This window comes from Acrocarpospora corrugata (assembly GCF_009687845.1).
In the GTDB taxonomy this organism is placed as follows: Bacteria; Actinomycetota; Actinomycetes; order Streptosporangiales; family Streptosporangiaceae; genus Acrocarpospora; species Acrocarpospora corrugata.
In genome coordinates this window covers 1-15,349 of sequence record NZ_BLAD01000129.1, presented here as the reverse complement: position 1 = coordinate 15,349, position 15,349 = coordinate 1, and the positions used below count along the sequence as shown (strand labels likewise).

At 69.5% G+C, this 15,349-nt stretch carries 14 protein-coding genes; 7 read left to right on the top strand and 7 right to left on the bottom strand.

Annotated features, from left to right (window positions below; translation table 11 throughout):
* Positions 1-238: 238 nt before the first annotated feature.
* Together Acor_RS40330 and Acor_RS40325 are read left to right on the top strand one after the other, a co-directional pair.
* Positions 239-772 (top strand): MFS transporter, encoded by a 534-nt coding sequence (locus Acor_RS40330; RefSeq protein WP_155342038.1) that lies wholly within the window; start codon positions 239-241, stop codon positions 770-772.
* Between the two features lie 97 nt (positions 773-869).
* Complete coding sequence (locus Acor_RS40325; protein ID WP_155342037.1) at positions 870-2,036, top strand: cytochrome P450; 1,167 nt, start codon at positions 870-872, stop codon at positions 2,034-2,036.
* Between the two features lie 106 nt (positions 2,037-2,142).
* On the opposite strand, the gene Acor_RS40320 is transcribed toward Acor_RS40325, so the two are convergent.
* Complete coding sequence (locus Acor_RS40320; protein ID WP_155342036.1) at positions 2,143-2,493, bottom strand: cupredoxin domain-containing protein; 351 nt, start codon at positions 2,491-2,493, stop codon at positions 2,143-2,145.
* 578 nt (positions 2,494-3,071) lie between these two features.
* On the opposite strand from Acor_RS40320, the gene Acor_RS40315 reads away from it, so the two are divergent.
* The 5 genes from Acor_RS40315 (at position 3,072) to Acor_RS40295 (ending at position 7,354) form a co-directional block, all read left to right on the top strand.
* On the top strand, positions 3,072-4,586 hold the full coding sequence (locus Acor_RS40315; RefSeq protein ID WP_218034805.1) for a PepSY-associated TM helix domain-containing protein: 1,515 nt from the start codon (positions 3,072-3,074) through the stop codon (positions 4,584-4,586).
* Positions 4,587-4,920: 334 nt separating this feature from the next.
* Entirely contained in the window at positions 4,921-5,439 is a 519-nt protein-coding gene (locus Acor_RS40310; protein ID WP_155342035.1) for a hypothetical protein, read from the top strand.
* Positions 5,440-5,544: 105 nt separating this feature from the next.
* Positions 5,545-6,105 (top strand): copper resistance CopC family protein, encoded by a 561-nt coding sequence (locus tag Acor_RS40305; RefSeq protein ID WP_155342034.1) that lies wholly within the window; start codon positions 5,545-5,547, stop codon positions 6,103-6,105.
* 10 nt (positions 6,106-6,115) lie between these two features.
* Entirely contained in the window at positions 6,116-6,682 is a 567-nt protein-coding gene (locus Acor_RS40300) for an MFS transporter (protein WP_155342033.1), read from the top strand.
* A 90-nt stretch (positions 6,683-6,772) separates the two neighbouring features.
* Positions 6,773-7,354: a sigma-70 family RNA polymerase sigma factor gene (locus Acor_RS40295; RefSeq protein ID WP_155342032.1), complete on the top strand. Its 582-nt coding sequence runs from the start codon at positions 6,773-6,775 to the stop codon at positions 7,352-7,354.
* A 180-nt stretch (positions 7,355-7,534) separates the two neighbouring features.
* Here the strand turns inward: Acor_RS40295 and Acor_RS40290 are convergent, their stop codons facing one another.
* The 6 genes from Acor_RS40290 to Acor_RS40265 form a co-directional block, all read right to left on the bottom strand.
* Positions 7,535-7,771 carry a hypothetical protein gene (locus Acor_RS40290; RefSeq protein WP_155342031.1) on the bottom strand — a complete coding sequence of 79 codons (237 nt, stop codon included), beginning with the start codon at positions 7,769-7,771 and terminating at the stop codon, positions 7,535-7,537.
* Positions 7,772-8,112: 341 nt separating this feature from the next.
* Positions 8,113-8,571: a vitamin K epoxide reductase family protein gene (locus tag Acor_RS40285; RefSeq protein ID WP_155342030.1), complete on the bottom strand. Its 459-nt coding sequence runs from the start codon at positions 8,569-8,571 to the stop codon at positions 8,113-8,115.
* Positions 8,561-9,451: a DUF929 family protein gene (locus tag Acor_RS40280; RefSeq protein ID WP_155342029.1), complete on the bottom strand. Its 891-nt coding sequence runs from the start codon at positions 9,449-9,451 to the stop codon at positions 8,561-8,563. Before Acor_RS40280 ends, Acor_RS40285 begins: the two co-directional genes overlap by 11 nt.
* 149 nt (positions 9,452-9,600) lie before the next feature.
* A complete protein-coding gene (locus tag Acor_RS40275) occupies positions 9,601-11,775 on the bottom strand; it encodes a heavy metal translocating P-type ATPase (protein ID WP_218034804.1) in 2,175 nt (724 codons plus the stop codon).
* A gap of 382 nt (positions 11,776-12,157) precedes the next feature.
* Positions 12,158-13,501, bottom strand: a complete 1,344-nt coding sequence (locus tag Acor_RS45250) for a YcnI family copper-binding membrane protein (protein WP_246239822.1) — start codon at positions 13,499-13,501, stop codon at positions 12,158-12,160.
* A 135-nt stretch (positions 13,502-13,636) separates the two neighbouring features.
* Positions 13,637-15,205 carry an FAD-dependent monooxygenase gene (locus Acor_RS40265; RefSeq protein ID WP_155342027.1) on the bottom strand — a complete coding sequence of 523 codons (1,569 nt, stop codon included), beginning with the start codon at positions 15,203-15,205 and terminating at the stop codon, positions 13,637-13,639.
* Positions 15,206-15,349 lie beyond the last annotated feature (144 nt).

The following is a 15,349-nucleotide window of genomic DNA, read 5'->3' as shown; positions in this document are numbered from 1 at the left end:
GTCACCTGCCGGGCCATCGCCAGCGCGATACGTCCGAGGACATCGAAAGGTTAGGAAAGAAGACGGCGATGAGCCCAGGTTCCGCCGAACCCCTGGTCGTATTCGGCTGCTACGGAGCACGAAGGGACCCGTCGTCTGGGCGGGCGCGCATGCCTGAAGGCATGATCGAACCCGGCGGGGTCTTGGGCTTCGTCCGTTGGCATCGCGTATCGGTGCGACATGCGATGATGCGGGCACTATGCCTGCGGCTCTGCCTTTCCGGGTCATTCGGGCCACGGCCTTCGCCGTGGTCTGCGCCGGGCTGGCCGCAGTGGCCCACGCGCTGGGCGGGGCGGGGTTGTCGGCGGGGGACTTCCCCGCGGGACTGGTGATCTCGTTCGCCGCTGCCATGCCGTTGACCTCGCGGGAGCGGTCGCTCAAGCTGATCATGCTGTTCCTGGCCGGCGTTCAACTGGTGCTGCACCTGCTTTTCACGGTGCTTGAGGCACCCGCTTCCGGGATGGTCGTCGGACATGTCCACGCAGAGTTGACTTCCGGCATCGGCATGTTGCTCGTGCACACATGGTCGATCGTCCTCACGGCCATGTGGCTGGCAAAGGGCGAGGCGCTCCTGTGGACGTTGCTGCGGACGGCCGGTGCCCGGCTTCCGCATGTGCTGGCCCTCCTGGTCGCTCTGCCGTCCCTGCCGCCGGTGTTATTCGTAGGGACCGACGCTCGTTCCGTGCCGTCGCGTCATCGGACTGACGCGATCAGCCGGCGAGGACCGCCGTAAGAGGGGCATCCCCTCTCGCACAGCCCCAGACGCCGATCGTTGGTCGCGCGGGTCTCTTCTGCGCCCACCGGGCGAATCCGATATGAGGAACAGCAGCATGTCCGACTCAGAATTTCCCCTCGTGCAGTTCCTGCGCGAAGGCATGGATCCCGTGGCCGAGCTGGCACGTATGCGCACGGAACAGCCGGTCTATCCCCTGCCCATGCCCGACGGCTCGACCGTGTGGCTCGTCACCCGTTATGACGATGTACGCGCCGTCCTCGGCGATCATGAGCGGTTCAGCAACGACTTCGGCAACATCATCGCCGCTGGCTCGCAGCAGGAGGATCCCGGCGGGCTCGGCTTCCGCGATCCGCCCGAGCACACTCGCCTGCGAAAAATGCTCACACCCGAGTTCACCATGCGGCGGCTCAACCGCCTGGAACCTCGCATTCGGGCAATCGTGGATGACTATCTGGACCGGATGGAGGCGAAAGGACCGCCTGCCGATCTCGTGCAGGATTTCGCGCTCCCCGTCCCGTCGCTCGTCGTGTGCGAGCTGCTGGGCGTCCCGTACGAGGATCGCAAGGAGTTTCTCCAGCTCAGTGCCGATCGTTTCGACTTCTCTGCCGGGCCGGAGAGCTCGCTTCAGGCGATCAACGATTCCATGGTCTATCTGACGGAGCTGGTCGGGCGGGAGCGTCTGGCACCCGGCGACGGACTGCTGGGCGCTCTGATCCGTCTGCACGGCCAGGGCGTCACCGATCGTGAGCTGGCCAGCCTGGCCGACGGCTTGCTGACTGGCGGTCACGACACCAGTACCAGCATGCTGGCCCTCGGCGGGCTCTGGTTGCTGGAGCACCCGGACCACTCAGCGGCGATCATCGACCCGAACTATCCGATCGATCGCCTGGTTGAAGAGCTCCTTCGCTACCTGACCGTCGTCCAGGTCGCTTTCCCCCGCTTCGCCCGCGAGGATGTCGTCATCGCCGGCCAGCAGATCAGCCGCGGGCAGATGGTGCTGTGTTCCCTCGTGGCCGCCAACCGAGATCCGGCGCTCGGCCCTGTGATGGACGGGGTCGACCCCTCGCGTGACGCACGCTCGCACCTGGCTTTCGGCCATGGCATCCACCGCTGTGTGGGCGCGCCGCTGGCTCAGATGGAATTGCGCATCGCGTTCCCCGCGCTGCTGCGCCGCTTTCCCACTCTACGGCTCTCCGGTGAGCCGCGTTTCCGGGCACTCGCGATCGTGTACGGCCTGGACGCGCTGCCGGTGGAATGGTGATCTCGGTGAGAGCTGACCGGCACGACCGTCAGCTCCACCAAGATCATACCTGTGACGGGCTCGGCGCATCAGTCGTCCGTGACGCGCCGCCTGCCGGCTGGAACGGCTATCGAACGGCAAGCTGGAAGAGCTGAAGTCCCGCGCCATGCGTTTCGACCTCGAAGAGCCCGTCTCGGTCAGCTGCGAACTCGATCGTGGCGGGCTTGCCGGGCTCGACGTCGGCAGCCTTGTCGTAGCCGTGCACGTGCGCCTCGTCCGCTTTGTCACTGGTGACGGTGACTCTCACCTTCTGCCCCTTCGGAACCTCCACCCGTGACGGCGGGGGAGTAACGCGACCGCCGGCGATCGTGACGCTGATCTCCTTGACGCCCGCGACGGTAGGTGCGGGCTCGGCGGTGCCACAGCCAGTGAGTAGCAGGACAGAGGCCATGAGGGCCGATGTGCTCAGACGCAGCATCGTTTCTCTCCGACGAAGGGCCGGTGCGCCGATCACCGGGAGGGGATGAGCAGCCCGTCGCCCGCCGGTGCCACGACTTCGGCGCGGTGCTGCGTGGCCATTCTCATCGGGTCCGCGAAAGCCCGTCAATGGCCTGCCTGGCGACGCAGGGCGGACGCCGCCGCCACGAGGTCGTACAGACCGGCGCTTCCGCCTCTCAGGTCACCCGGGCAACCGAACCGACAAAACTCTCATAACGGTATGAACACATGAGACCGGCCGGGAACTGGACGGGGATCGGCCACGACTACGTCTCATGAGCCCGGTGAGGCGTAGCGGCGGCCGGCCTGGCACCTGGCTTCTGAGGGCCGTTCCCCCCACAGCCGCTCGAATGCCGAGGAGGTCGCGCAGGTGACAGCGCAGACATCTCTTTCCTGGACAGAGCGCTGGTGCCGCCGACGGCCCTCAGTTCGGCCGACAGAAACGAGCCGTCCATCGTCCTGGGCGGTGTCCCCCGGGCGGGCGCCTGCCCTCCGGTGGTCGTTGACGTCGGCCTCAAGTCGCGGCACCGGCTTTGACCTGACCTGGAGAGGATTTCCGTGACCACCGACCAACTTCCCCAGCCGGACACCGCGGCGGCCCCGCGGGCGGCGCGGCGACGCGGTGTCTGGACGCAACTGCGGCCGCTGCTGCTGCGCATGCACTTCTACGCGGGTGTGCTTATCGCGCCGTTCATCCTGATCGCGGCGTCCACCGGGCTGCTGTACACGGTCGCGCCGCAGATCGAGCAGATTGTGTACGACCACGAGCTCCGCGTCACCGCCGGGACGGCCGCGCTCCCGCTCAGTGGGCAGGTCGCCGCGGCCAGAGCGGTCCATCCGGACGGCGAGATCGTCGAGGTGATGCCCGCCATCGACGCGACCAGTACCACCCGGGTGGTCTTCAGCGACGCCACGGTGCCGGCCGACTACGCGATGGCGGTCTTCGTCAACCCGTACACCGCTGAAGTCCGCGGGCAGGTGGCGACGTTCGGGCAATGGCTTGGTGTACGCGCCTGGATCGACGACCTTCACCGCACCCTGCACCTGGGGGCGTTCGGGCGGAACTACAGCGAACTGGCCGCGAGCTGGATGTGGATCGTCGTGCTCGGCGGGCTCGCGCTGTGGATAGGGCGGCGCCGTACCCAACGGCGGCTGAGGCGCATCGTGCTGCCGGACACCTCCAGCCGGGGGAGGGGCCGTAACCTGTCGTGGCATGCGGCGACCGGCGTCTGGATCGCCGTCGGGCTGCTTCTGCTGTCGGCGACCGGGCTGACCTGGTCCAACTACGCGGGGGCGAAGATCGCCGACGTACGGACGCTGCTGGACTGGAACAGCCGGCCGCTGGAGACCAGCCTGAGCGCCGCAGCCGGCGGCGGGGGCGAACACCAGCACAGTGCTGCCGGCGGCGCGGGCGGCGACGCGGTCTTCACGTCCGGGGCGGGTATCGACGGGGTCATGGCCACCGCCACGGGCCAGGGCCTTCAGGTGCCCCTGTTCATCACGCCTCCGGAGGACGCGGGGTCGGCCTGGACCGTGGCGGAACGGAAGCGCGACTGGCCGACCCGGTACGACGCCGTCTCCGTCGACGGCGCCACCGGTGCGGTCGTCGACCGGGTCAACCTCGCCGACTGGCCGTTCATGGCCAAGATGACCTACTGGACGATCGACGCACACATGGGCATCCTGTTCGGTCTGGCCAACCAGCTGGTCCTCATCGCCCTGGCGGTCGGCCTCATCTTCGTCATCTTGCGTGGTTACCGGATGTGGTGGCAGCGCAGGCCGACCAGACGGAACGGCACCGGCGCCCGCTTCGGCCGCCCGGCGCCGCGCGGTAGCCTCCGGGCGCTCTCTCCGGGCGTGCTGATCCTGGTCACCGTGGTCACGCTGTTCATCGCCTATTTCGTCCCGCTGTTCGCCATCAGTCTCGGCGTCTTCCTCGCCGTCGACGTCCTGCTCGAACGCCGCAGGACCACCCGGCAGGAGTCGGCTCTCCCCACCACCCTCGACCAGAACGCAGCAGCGCCTGCGGAGGACGCCACCCAGGTCACCTCGGGCAGCGGCACCACACTCTGACCCGCGCTACCGTCCCACCGTTGGGCCCCTGGGCGAATCCCACGCGCCGCCGATACCCGTCGGCGCGTGGAATTCGTACCTGAGACCACCATGACGTGTCCGGTTTGAGGCCGGGGACGTCGTGGTCGCGCCCTTCCTTCTGCCGACGAGCTGGACGAGGTGCGCGAGGCGTGCCGCCGTTCTGTGCTGGGAGTTCGGGTGGCAGAACGCGGGCCATCAGCAGAAATACGGACGCGGGTTCACGTCAACACGATCCTGCGGGGACGTCTTCTCAGCGAGCCCTTTCGCTGAAAGGATGTCGGTCGTGTCCCCCCGGGAGCCGAGCCTTCGCTTGGTGCGCGCCGCCGCCTTCGCCGTGGCGTGTGTCGTCGTCTCCGTCGGCGGGCACGCCTTCGCCGGTGGCGAACCGGTTCCCGGCTGGGCGATGGGTGCCGGTGTCCTGGGCGCTCTGCTGATGGCCTACGCGGTCAACCGTAGTGAGCGTGGCGCCGAGGTGGTGCTGGCGTCGACGGTCGCGGCCCAGGTCGTCCTTCATCAGCTGTTCGCGTGGTCCGCCCCGGCGCCGGCCCTACCCGGGCATGGCCATCGCCTGGGCATGTTTGTGGTTCACCTCGTGACAGCGGCACTTACCGGCTGGTGGCTCTATCGAGGTGAGCGCGCGGTGTGGCTGATGCTGCGCCTGTGGGCGATGGGCTCTCTCGCCGCGTTCCGATGGCTCCTCACCGCGCTCCGCGGCCAGTTTCCACCACCGCGAGCGGCGGTGCCGGTCGGCGTGTGTGACTACTTCACGGGCTGGGAAATCGCGTCCGCGGTATGCCGTCGTGGTCCTCCAGCGGTGTTTCACGCCGGCTGAGATTTCACCGCGGCCGGCCTCCGGTGATCAGGCGCTCCGCGGGTTGCGGCGGCGCTGTTCCCGTTACACCCGGCATGCCCGGGATATCCGCCGTGGAGTTTGCTAATGGCACCTTTGCCGCGATTTATCACCTTCGCCGCCGCGACCGTTCTCGCCTGGGGCGTCCTGTTCGATCTCACCGCGCCGGCCGCGTCCGCGCACGACAGCCTGAAGAGAAGTGCGCCGGCCAAGAACGCGAGCGTCTCGGGCGTCCAGACGATCGAGTTGGAGTACAGCGCCCGCGTGCGTTTCCCCGCCGTCGTCCTGCATGACGTGGCAGGCCGGCCCGTCGCGTTGGCCAAGCCGCGCCCGGAAGGCCGTCTCGTCCGCGCCGATGTCAGCGGCCCGCTGGCACCCGGCGGGTACGTGATCGCCTGGCGGGTGGTCTCCTCCGACGGACACCCCATCGAAGGGGAGATCCCTTTCACCATCACCGGTGGGGCCGCCTCCGTCACCTCCGCCTCGCCTTCCTCATCCCAGGCATCCCCGGCCCCCGCTGCTGCTGAGGACACGTCCTCGGCGGGGATTCCGGGTTGGTTGTGGATCGGGCTGGCCGTCCTGGCGGGGATCGGCGTGCTGGTCTGGATAAATCCTCTCCGCGGGAGCCGGACCGGCAACGAGAGTTGAGCCCCGAGCCATGACCGCCGGACTGACGCTCCGCCTGGCCCGCGCCGCGGCCTTCGCCGTGGTGTGCGCCGGGCTGGGTCTGGCCGCCCACCTGGCGGGTGGCGGCGCGGTCGCCGGACCCGTGCTGGCCGGCGGCCTCGCGGTCGCCTTCCTGGTGGCGCTGCCCGCCACCGGCCGTGAGCGCGGCCCCGGCGTGATTCTCGGACTGCTGACCGGCTTGCAGGTGGCCCTGCACCTGCTCTTCGCCACGGCCCGGGAACCGCGTCCGCCGGCCGCGATCGGCGTGCACGTGCACGCCTCCGGCCTGGTTCCCGATCTCGGCATGCTCATCATGCACTGCTGGGCCGTGGGACTCACCGCTCTCTGGCTCGCGCGCGGCGAGGCCATGCTCTGGGCCATCCTGCGGCGGCTGATGACCCGGCTGTTCGCGCGAATGCTCCCGCCGGGGCCGGCGGGCTTCCCCCCGGTCGAACGCCGGGCGGCATCCGGCGCGCTCGACATGCCGCGGCCGGTGCCGCCGCGGCACATCAGCAGTGGACGCGCCCCACCGGCGGCTCTTCCCACCGGCCTCGCCTGAGCGCGCAGGACCGGTCCTATCACCTTGTTCTACCGGACGGAGTAGCTCCGCCTGGCAGTCGTCGTGCGCTTCCCCAAAGGAACGATCAGTATGAGCTCTGCCACCATCCACCCCCGAAGGCCCGAGGACGAGCATCGTCTGACCGTGCTCGCGCTGGCCGCACGTGAAGGCGCGCCCGCCGAAGTCGAAGCCTTTACCCGCGCGGTCTACGCCGATGTCCGGCGCTTCATGGCCTACCTCACCGACAGCCAGTCCGCCGATGACCTCACCCAGGAGACCTTCGTACGAGTCCTGGGCAGCCTGCCCAGATTCGCGGGCCATTCGTCGGCCCGGACGTGGTTGCTGGCCATCGCACGCCGGGTGGTCGTGGACCGGTTCCGGTCCACCTCAGCCCGCCCGGTCGTCGCCGACCTCGCCGACTGGCAGTCCGCCGCCGAGCGCCGCCAGCCGCGTGGCCTGCCCGGTACGGAGGACAGGGTCGCCCTGGCCGCGTTACTGGCCGAAGTCCCGCGTGAGCGCCGTGAGGCGTTCGTGCTCACCCAGATCATGGGCCTGCCCTACGCCGAAGCCGCCACGCTGCTGGGTTGTCCGGTGGGCACAATTCGTTCCCGCGTCGCCCGGGCCCGCGGCCAGCTCGTGGCCTCGCTCACCGAGGCCGAACGCGCCGCCTGAGTCCCGCGGCCCGTGCCGGAGACATCGACACGGGCCGCCGACAGCCGGAGCGAGAGGCTGCTATGAAGGGTCACCGACTCGCGTACCATCCGTCCGGCCCTGGTAGCTGATCCGGATGACGCCGTCCTGGTGGCGGTGCGCACAGGCCCGTGCGGGGATCTCCGGGAGCCGCGGGCGTCCTCACCAGGCCTTGGGCGGATCCGATCGGTTCGGCCGCCGATAGATCGCCAGGGCGATGAGGCCGGTGACGAATATGCCGGCCGCGCTCCCGGCCGCCACGCCGGCCCAGTCGGCCACAACCCAGCCGACGACCCCCCAGGACGCCGGAACGAGCAACATGGTGACGATCTCTACGAGACGGTCTAGGATCGGGACGCCCCGACCATGTCCGGCCCGGGCCATCGGATACAGCTCCACGACGCCCTCCACCGTTCCATTCAACGTGAATGTTTCAAGAAGTGGCGAAAAGTACAAGAAAACAGGGCTAACGGAACCATCACAACGAGGGCGATCTCCGAATCGGCAGGACCGAACGCCGGATGATCGGAACACAATTTCGATGTTGCCTTTTCGTCGTCGTGACGTACCGTTCAGTCGGACGGCAAGCGAGAAAGGGGTCAGGTATGACGCCTGGTTGCGGAAGCTGCAGTTGCTACCTTGAGGACCGGGTGCTCTCCCGGCCGCCGGAGGAGCGCTGAGCAACGCCGCGAGGAGGGTCCCGGCCGGTTGTGCCCGAACCCTCCTCCGGTCCCACGAACTCAGTCGACCAGCGTCTTCGACGAACCGATCAGCGTGACCGCGAACAGGGCGAAGACCACCACGTGCACGCCGGTGCACCAGAGGCAGATCGCGTTCACCCGGAACAGTTCGACGTACACCAGATAGAGCACGGTGACCACGCCGACCCCCGCCGCGGCCAGGCGCGCCACTGTCAGCCGGACGTCCTGCCGCCGCCAGGCCGCCGGCAGGTTGAGTAGCGCCATCGCCCCGAAGAACAGCAGGCCGTAGACGGCGACGGGCAGGCCGAGGACCATCGACTCGGCGCTGGTGGTGACCTTGGCGCAGTCGAGCGCGCCGGTGTCAGGGCAGGCCAGGGTCCGGGGATCGGTGTAGTGCGCGATGGTCAGGTAGATCGAGATCGCCAGTCCGGTCAGGGCCAGTACCGTCCCGGCCGGCGGAACCCAGCGGGCGGGCTGCCCGGGGTCGTCAGTTGCCATTCAGTCCCTCCCCGAGGCTCTTCACGACGGGGTCGCCGCACACGTCGGCGGGCTGGTTCGCGGTGAGCGCGCAGATGCCCGCCGTCATGAGGTTGGCGATGCCGCTCACCGGCTTGCCGATGGCGTCGGCGGGGTCCGCCAGCCGGTCGGCGATCTGCGCGTGGTCCAGCCCGTCGAACAGCTGCGGCGAGAGGCTGGCCCCGGTGGTCAGGTACCGGTTGCCGAAATCGATGAACGGGATCGATCCGCGGGACTCCTCGGGCGTGTACGGCGGGGCGTTGAGCTTGCCCACCAGCGCCGCGTCCGCGTCGTTCAGGCGCTGCAGGGGGCGGCCCTCCGCGTCCTGCGTCTCCACCGCCGTGAACGCCAGGTACGGACTGGCGTAGCTCGCCGACCGGAACGTGAAGGTGGCCGTGTTCGGGAAGACGTCCGTGGCGGAGGAGCGGGACTCCTGGAGGCCGGTGAAGGTGCCGAACCGGGACAGTGCCACGATCAGCGGCCACCGCTGGGCCGCGCAGTAGGGGCAGTACTCCGCGCCCAGGTACAGGATCCTCGGCTTGCCGTCCTGCTCCAGCGGCGGCTCGCCGGAGACGGGCAGCAGTCTGGTCCCGTCAGGTGGGGGACCGGCCTTGATCAGCGTCTGTGCGGGTACTCCCGTGAGTTTGGCCACGGTGCTCCCGGCAGCGGCCTTCGGCACCTCGGCGGGCGCGCCGGTCCCGCTGAGCTTGATCACCACCATCACGCCGAGCACCAGGACGACCGCCGCGATCGGCGCGCCGACCATGGTCATCCGCCGGCGCCGGACCGCATCCGCGCGGCGGCGCGACTGCTCCTGTCGCATTTCCTCGACGCGACGCCGGCGCTCCTTCGCTCCCGACATCCGGCCACTCCCTCTCCTGACAGATCATCAACCCAAACGGATACCGAAATAGCCGCGTATGTGACCTGTCGTGGCGATGGTGGGAAAGGTTCCACCTTGAGAGGGTTTTTTAGCTGAATGTCACTCGCATGAGAGCTAACCCTCAGGAACTAGTGGAATCTGCGTAGGCGCAGGCTGTTGGTGAGCACGAAGATGCTCGACAGCCCCATCGTGGCCCCGGCGATCATGGGGTGGAGCAGGCCGGCGGCGGCCAGCGGGAGGGCCGCGACGTTGTAGGCGAAGGCCCAGAACAGGTTGCCCTTGATGGTCGCCAGCGTGCGCCGGGCGAGCCGGATCGCGTCCGCCGCCGCGCGCAGGTCGCCGCGGACCAGCGTCAGGTCGGACGCGTGGATCGCGGCGTCGGTGCCGGTGCCCATCGAGATGCCCAGATCGGCTTGGGCGAGTGCGGCCGCGTCGTTGACGCCGTCGCCGACCATGGCGACCACCCGCCCCTGCCGTTGCAGATCGCGGATCACCTCGACCTTGCCCTCCGGTAGCACTCCGGCGATCACCCGGTCGATGCCGACCTGGGCCGCGACGGCCTCGGCCACAGCCGGGTGATCGCCGGTCAGCAGCACCGACGACAAGCCCAGGTCCTTCAATTCCCTGATGGCCTGCGCCGAAGTCGGTTTGACCGCGTCGGCGATCACCAGCACGCCCCGGGCCAGGCCGTCCCACCCCGTGACCACTGCCGTGGACCCGGCCGACTCGGCTTCGGCGAGCGCCTTCTCCAGGGAGGCGGGCAGCGGCCCCCACCGCTCGGCCACCAGGCCGGGACGTCCGGCCAGCACCGCTTTGCCGGCCACCCGGCCCTGGACCCCGAGCCCGGGCAGGGCCGTGAACTCCGCCACGGCCAGCGGCGAGCGGGCGGCGTCGGCGATCGCCCGCCCGATGGGATGTTCCGAGGCGCGCTCCAGCGCGCCGGTCAGGCGGAGGATCTCCTCCGGGTTCTCTTCCTCGGCGGGCACCACGCGGCAGAGGGTCATCCGCCCCTCGGTCACCGTGCCGGTCTTGTCGAGTACGACGGTGTCGATCCGGCGAGTCCGTTCCAGCGCCTCCGGACCCTTGACCACGATCCCGAGCTGTGCGCCACGGCCGGTGCCGACCAGCAGCGCGGTCGGGGTGGCCAGACCGAGGGCGCACGGGCACGCGATGATCAGAACGGTGATGGCGGCCCGGATGCCCGCGGACGGGTCGGCGCCGAGCAGCAGCCAGAGCGCGAACGTGGTGACCGCGACCGCGATGACCACGGGCACGAAGACCGCCGACACCCGGTCGGCCAGCCGTTGCGCCTCCGCTTTGCCCGACTGGGCTGCCTCCACCAGCCGGCCGATCTGTGCCAGCCGGGTGTCTTCGCCGACCTGGGTGGCGCGTACCACCAGGCGGCCGCCCGCGTTGACCGTGGCGCCGATCACCCGGTCTCCTACGCCGGCCTCCACGGGTACGGGCTCTCCGGTGAGCAGGCTGGTGTCCACGGCCGAGGCGCCCTCGGTCACCACGCCGTCGGTGGCGATCTTCTCGCCTGGCCGTACCACGAACAGGTCGCCCACCGTGATCCGGTCGGCGGGTACCCGGACCTCCTCGCCCTCCCTGAGCAGGGCGACCTCTTTGGCGCCGAGATCCAGCAGCGCGCGCAGTGCCGCGCCCGCGCGGCGTTTGGCCCTGGCCTCCAGATAGCGGCCGGTCAGGATGAACACGGTCACTCCGGCGGCGACCTCGAAGTACACCAGAGGATGGTCCGAGACCGCCGGCCCGCCATGATGCCCCGCCGCCGGCAAGAGCAGTTCCCAGAGCGACCAGCAGAACGCGACCAGGGTGCCCAGCGACACCAGCGTGTCCATCGTGGCCGTGCGCTGCCGGAGGTTGGCCAAGGCGGCCCGGTGGAACGGCCACCCGCCGTACACCACGATCGGCAGGGTGAGCGCCAGGCTGACCCACTCCCAGCCGGTGATCCACAGCGCCGGGACCATGGCGGGAATGATCACGCTGACGGCGCAGCCCGCGGAGACGACCAGACGTTCCTCCAGCGCCCAGAGCGAGCGCCGCTCGTCCGGTGGTTGCTCGCGAGGCAGCTCGGCGGTGTATCCGGCGCGTTCCACCTCCGCCACCAGGATCGCCGGGTCGAGATCCGCGGGGTGGGTGACGCTCGCCCTCTCGGTCGCGTAATTGACCGAGACGCTCACGCCGTCGAGCTTGTTCAGCTTCCGCTCGATCCGCCCCGCGCACGCGGCGCAGGTCATGCCACCGATGGAGAGCTCGGTGGTCGTGACAGTGGGCGTTCCCATCGATGTCCTCATCAAAAGGCCGGTATTACCCGAGTGGCGTTTCTCAGGAGCTGAATCCCGCTTCCTCGACGACCCGTGCATCACGTGAGCGTTTGCGTTCATGGCGATCTCCGTTGAACAGGTCTTCCACCGTCACCGCCAGTTACGGCTGGCTACGTGAGCGGGTTCATTCCTGGCTCAACAGCCTCACTCGGGCGTCATGATCAGTGGGTCGGATGGGCGTCGCGAAAAGTTCCCGCGAATTCGGCCTGATCTCACGGGCGTTCCGCTCGCCAGGCCGGCTGAACATGGCGAACCCGGGTTCCGGCTGGCTGGCCTCCTGGTCTGACGGTGATCGCGGGCCATCCCGGTCGGGAAGCCCGCGATCACCGTCGTGACCGGATTACTGGGCCCGGGAGCGGCGGAGGCCGAGGACGCCGATGGCGGCGCCGACGACGCCGACCGCGATGCCCAGGCCGCCCAGGAGCCTGGCCGTACCGTCGGATGAGGATGAGGCGGCGGCGGTGTCGTGGTCCGACGCGGCAGCGGGGGACACCGAGGGTGCCGCCGTGGTCGGGGCGGCTGACGGGGACACGGCTGCGGTGCCGTGGTGGTCGTCCTCACCCGTCGGGGCGACGAGCTTGAGGACGGGCGCGGGGTGCTCGGCCTCGCTACCGTCCGCGGCGGGCGCGTCGGCCCACTTGACGACCTCGCCGCTGGAGTAGGTCTGCTCGGTGGGGAAGACGATCTGGTCGACGTCCTCCGGCAGCGGACCGACTGAGACTTCGAACTCCTGGAACTCGCCGGGCGCGATCTTGCCGCCGGTCCAGGTGATCTTCAGCACGGCCTCGTCGACCGAGTCGCCGTCGTCGGAGACGACGGGCTTGGGCAGTTTGCCCTCGGTCAGCTTGGTGTCCCAGCCGGGGATGGGCTTGACCGAGACGAAGGGCAGCGGGGTGTCGGTCGGGAAGGTGACCTCGAGTTTGGTGGTCGAGGCGTCGTCCCTTTCGTTCGGGACCCGGAAGGCGATCTTCGTGAAACCGCCCTTCTCCGCGGTTCCCGGCTGGATCGTGACATGCGCCAGCGCCGGTACGGCCAAGCCCAGCACCACGGCGAACGCGGCGGCGGCGACAATGCCGGTACGGCGACCGGCGATTGAGACGGACATGGATGACTCCACTTTGGTGTGAGGAATGCCGGAAACACCCGAGCACGTGCTCGGGCGAGGGTTCAGGAACCGGCTGGAAGCGGAGGACCACGCCGCAGGACGGCGTACAGGAGCAGACGATCGGACAGCAGCGCGTGGCGGGACACCGGCGTCGCGGCCCGTGGTCGCGTTTCGAGTGGGGCACGCCCGGATAGCAGGATCCGGAACAGGCGGGCGACGCCTCAGGCGCACCACCGACCAGAGCGCGGTCTCGCCCCGGGCCAGCACCCACCCGGTGATCGCCGCCGCCACGCCGTGGCAGAGCAGCATTCCGACATCGACGCTCAGCACATGCGCGTGCGGCGGCCCGGCGGGCGCGGCGAACAGTTCATGCAAGATCAACTGCGCCGCCACCAGCAGTCCGACGACCACCGCGGGAGATCGTTCCCGGCCGGCCAGGACCACGGTCACCGTCATGACGGCACCCGCGCTCACCAGCGCCGTACCGATACCCGGGGAGGCTCCACCCGCGAACCAGTGCCCCAGCGCCGCCAGCACGACGCAGACAGCGGTGAACGCCGCTGACCTCAGGAGACGCAAGGGGAAATGAGCACGCATGACGCCCAAATGCTCCCACAATCGGCCGAACCTGTCCCGTGCTTCCCCAGCGCCTGATCTTCCCGACGGCGGACGCCCACGTCACCACCCCGGCGCCGCGGGCGGCGCGATGAACAGTCACGCTTGGACTGCCGCCGTTCGCCTGCCGAGGACGAGATCCAACGCGCCGCCGACCGGGGCCGCCCCGGCCGGAAGGCCCGGGGATCGCCAGCAGATGTGGTCGTCGGGCCGGACCAGGACGGCGCCACCGGCCTCGATGCCCCAGGCGTGGGCGAGCCGCTCGGGGATCTCGTGGACGGCGACGTCCGGGGGCGTCGCCGTCCGCCAGGCGTCGGGCCGGCCGGTCAGCAGGACGAAGCCGGGGCCGGTGAGGTCAAGCGTGGAGACCGTGCGCCCGTCCTCGTCGGTCAGCCAGGCGTGCGGCACGCGGTGACCCGGCCGTGCGACCGGCTGGTAGACGGCCACGGCGTCGGAAATGTCCGGCGGCGCGCTCCCATCCGGCACGACGGCCGCGGCTGGTCCGTCGTAGGTGTAGCCGAGAACGAGTCCATCACTGGGACGGCCCTGCGGGCGCGGGCCGGAAACCCCGCTCGCGGCGAGGGCGGCCAGCAGGCTGTGGCGACTCTCGGCCACCGTGGCCGCGCCCACCGGACGCCGCTCGGCCTCGTAGCTGCCGAGCAGTGCCGTCCCCGCCTTCCCTGCCAGTACCCAGGCCAATTTCCAGGCCAGATTGTCGGCGTCTTGGATGCCGCAGTTCATGCCGAATCCGCCGTAGGGCGTCATCGGGTGGGCGGCGTCCCCGGCCAGGAACACCCGGTCGTCCCGGTAATGGCGGGCCAGCAGGGCCGCCGCGGTCCACTCCTGTACGCCGGTCACGGTCAGTTCAAGATCCGGCAGGCCGGCGGCGCGCCGGACGACCTCCACGCATCCGTCCCGGGTGAGCCCGTCGACGCCCTGCCGGGCGGGGTCGTGGATGAGGTTGAACAGCCAGCGGCGCTGGTTGTCCACCGCCATGAAGGTACCGGTGAGCGACGGATTGGCGATCGTGTAGATCAAGCTGAGCCGATCCCGCACCCGCGGCCGCAGGTCGGCGTCGAACAGGATGTTGAGGTTGCGGCTGAGCTCGGCGTCGCCGTCCATCGTGATGCCGAGGCGGCGGCGGACGAAGCTGCCGGCGCCGTCGGCCCCGATCAGGTAGGCGGCGCGGATGATCCTGGTGGTTCCATCCGGTCCCTGGATCTCGGCGGTGACGCCAGTCGGGTCCTGGGAGAGGGCGACCAGTTCGTGGCCGAACCAGAGTTCCCCGCACGCCTGGGCTTCCGCCTCTTCGCGGAGCAGCGGTTCCAGGATGTCCTGGGAGCAGACGGTGGTGAAGGTGGGACTCAGCGCCGCCCTGGCGGGATCCGGCAGGTTGCCGCGGCGGATGTACTCGGCCGAGGTGAGCGCGTCGCCGAAGTAGAAGTGCAGGCTCTCCGTACGGGGAAGCCCTGCCTTGGTGACGTGGTCCTCGAGGCCGTAGCGCCGGAGGATCTCCATCGTGCGGATGCTGAGGGCGCGGCCCTTGGGGAAGGCCGACGTGGCGGGATGCCGCTCCACCAGCAGCGAACGCACGTCCAAGCGGGACAGTGCGATGGAGGCGCACAGACCGGTCGGTCCGCCGCCTGCGATGATGACGGGAACGTCCACAGGTTTCTCTCCTGGTACAGGTGGCCCGATTCGGCCACCTGGAAGCCATGACTGGATGATCGTTTTCGGCGGATCCTCCGCGTCCCAGCAGCGGCCGGGAACTTCGGGCGGGTGGTGCGCGACTACTGGATGAACCTAGTGCCG

What these genes read in the sequence shown, in the direction of transcription:
- Acor_RS40300 (WP_155342033.1), top strand. Translation starts at nt 6,116, where the DNA reads ATGACCGCCGGACTGACGCTCCGCCTGGCCCGCGCCGCGGCCTTCGCC.
- Acor_RS40305 (WP_155342034.1), top strand. Translation starts at nt 5,545, where the DNA reads ATGGCACCTTTGCCGCGATTTATCACCTTCGCCGCCGCGACCGTTCTC.
- Acor_RS40325 (WP_155342037.1), top strand. Translation starts at nt 870, where the DNA reads ATGTCCGACTCAGAATTTCCCCTCGTGCAGTTCCTGCGCGAAGGCATG.
- Acor_RS40320 (WP_155342036.1), bottom strand. Translation starts at nt 2,493, where the DNA reads ATGCTGCGTCTGAGCACATCGGCCCTCATGGCCTCTGTCCTGCTACTC.
- Acor_RS40330 (WP_155342038.1), top strand. Translation starts at nt 239, where the DNA reads ATGCCTGCGGCTCTGCCTTTCCGGGTCATTCGGGCCACGGCCTTCGCC.
- Acor_RS40295 (WP_155342032.1), top strand. Translation starts at nt 6,773, where the DNA reads ATGAGCTCTGCCACCATCCACCCCCGAAGGCCCGAGGACGAGCATCGT.
- Acor_RS40280 (WP_155342029.1), bottom strand. Translation starts at nt 9,451, where the DNA reads ATGTCGGGAGCGAAGGAGCGCCGGCGTCGCGTCGAGGAAATGCGACAG.
- Acor_RS40285 (WP_155342030.1), bottom strand. Translation starts at nt 8,571, where the DNA reads ATGGCAACTGACGACCCCGGGCAGCCCGCCCGCTGGGTTCCGCCGGCC.
- Acor_RS40275 (WP_218034804.1), bottom strand. Translation starts at nt 11,775, where the DNA reads ATGGGAACGCCCACTGTCACGACCACCGAGCTCTCCATCGGTGGCATG.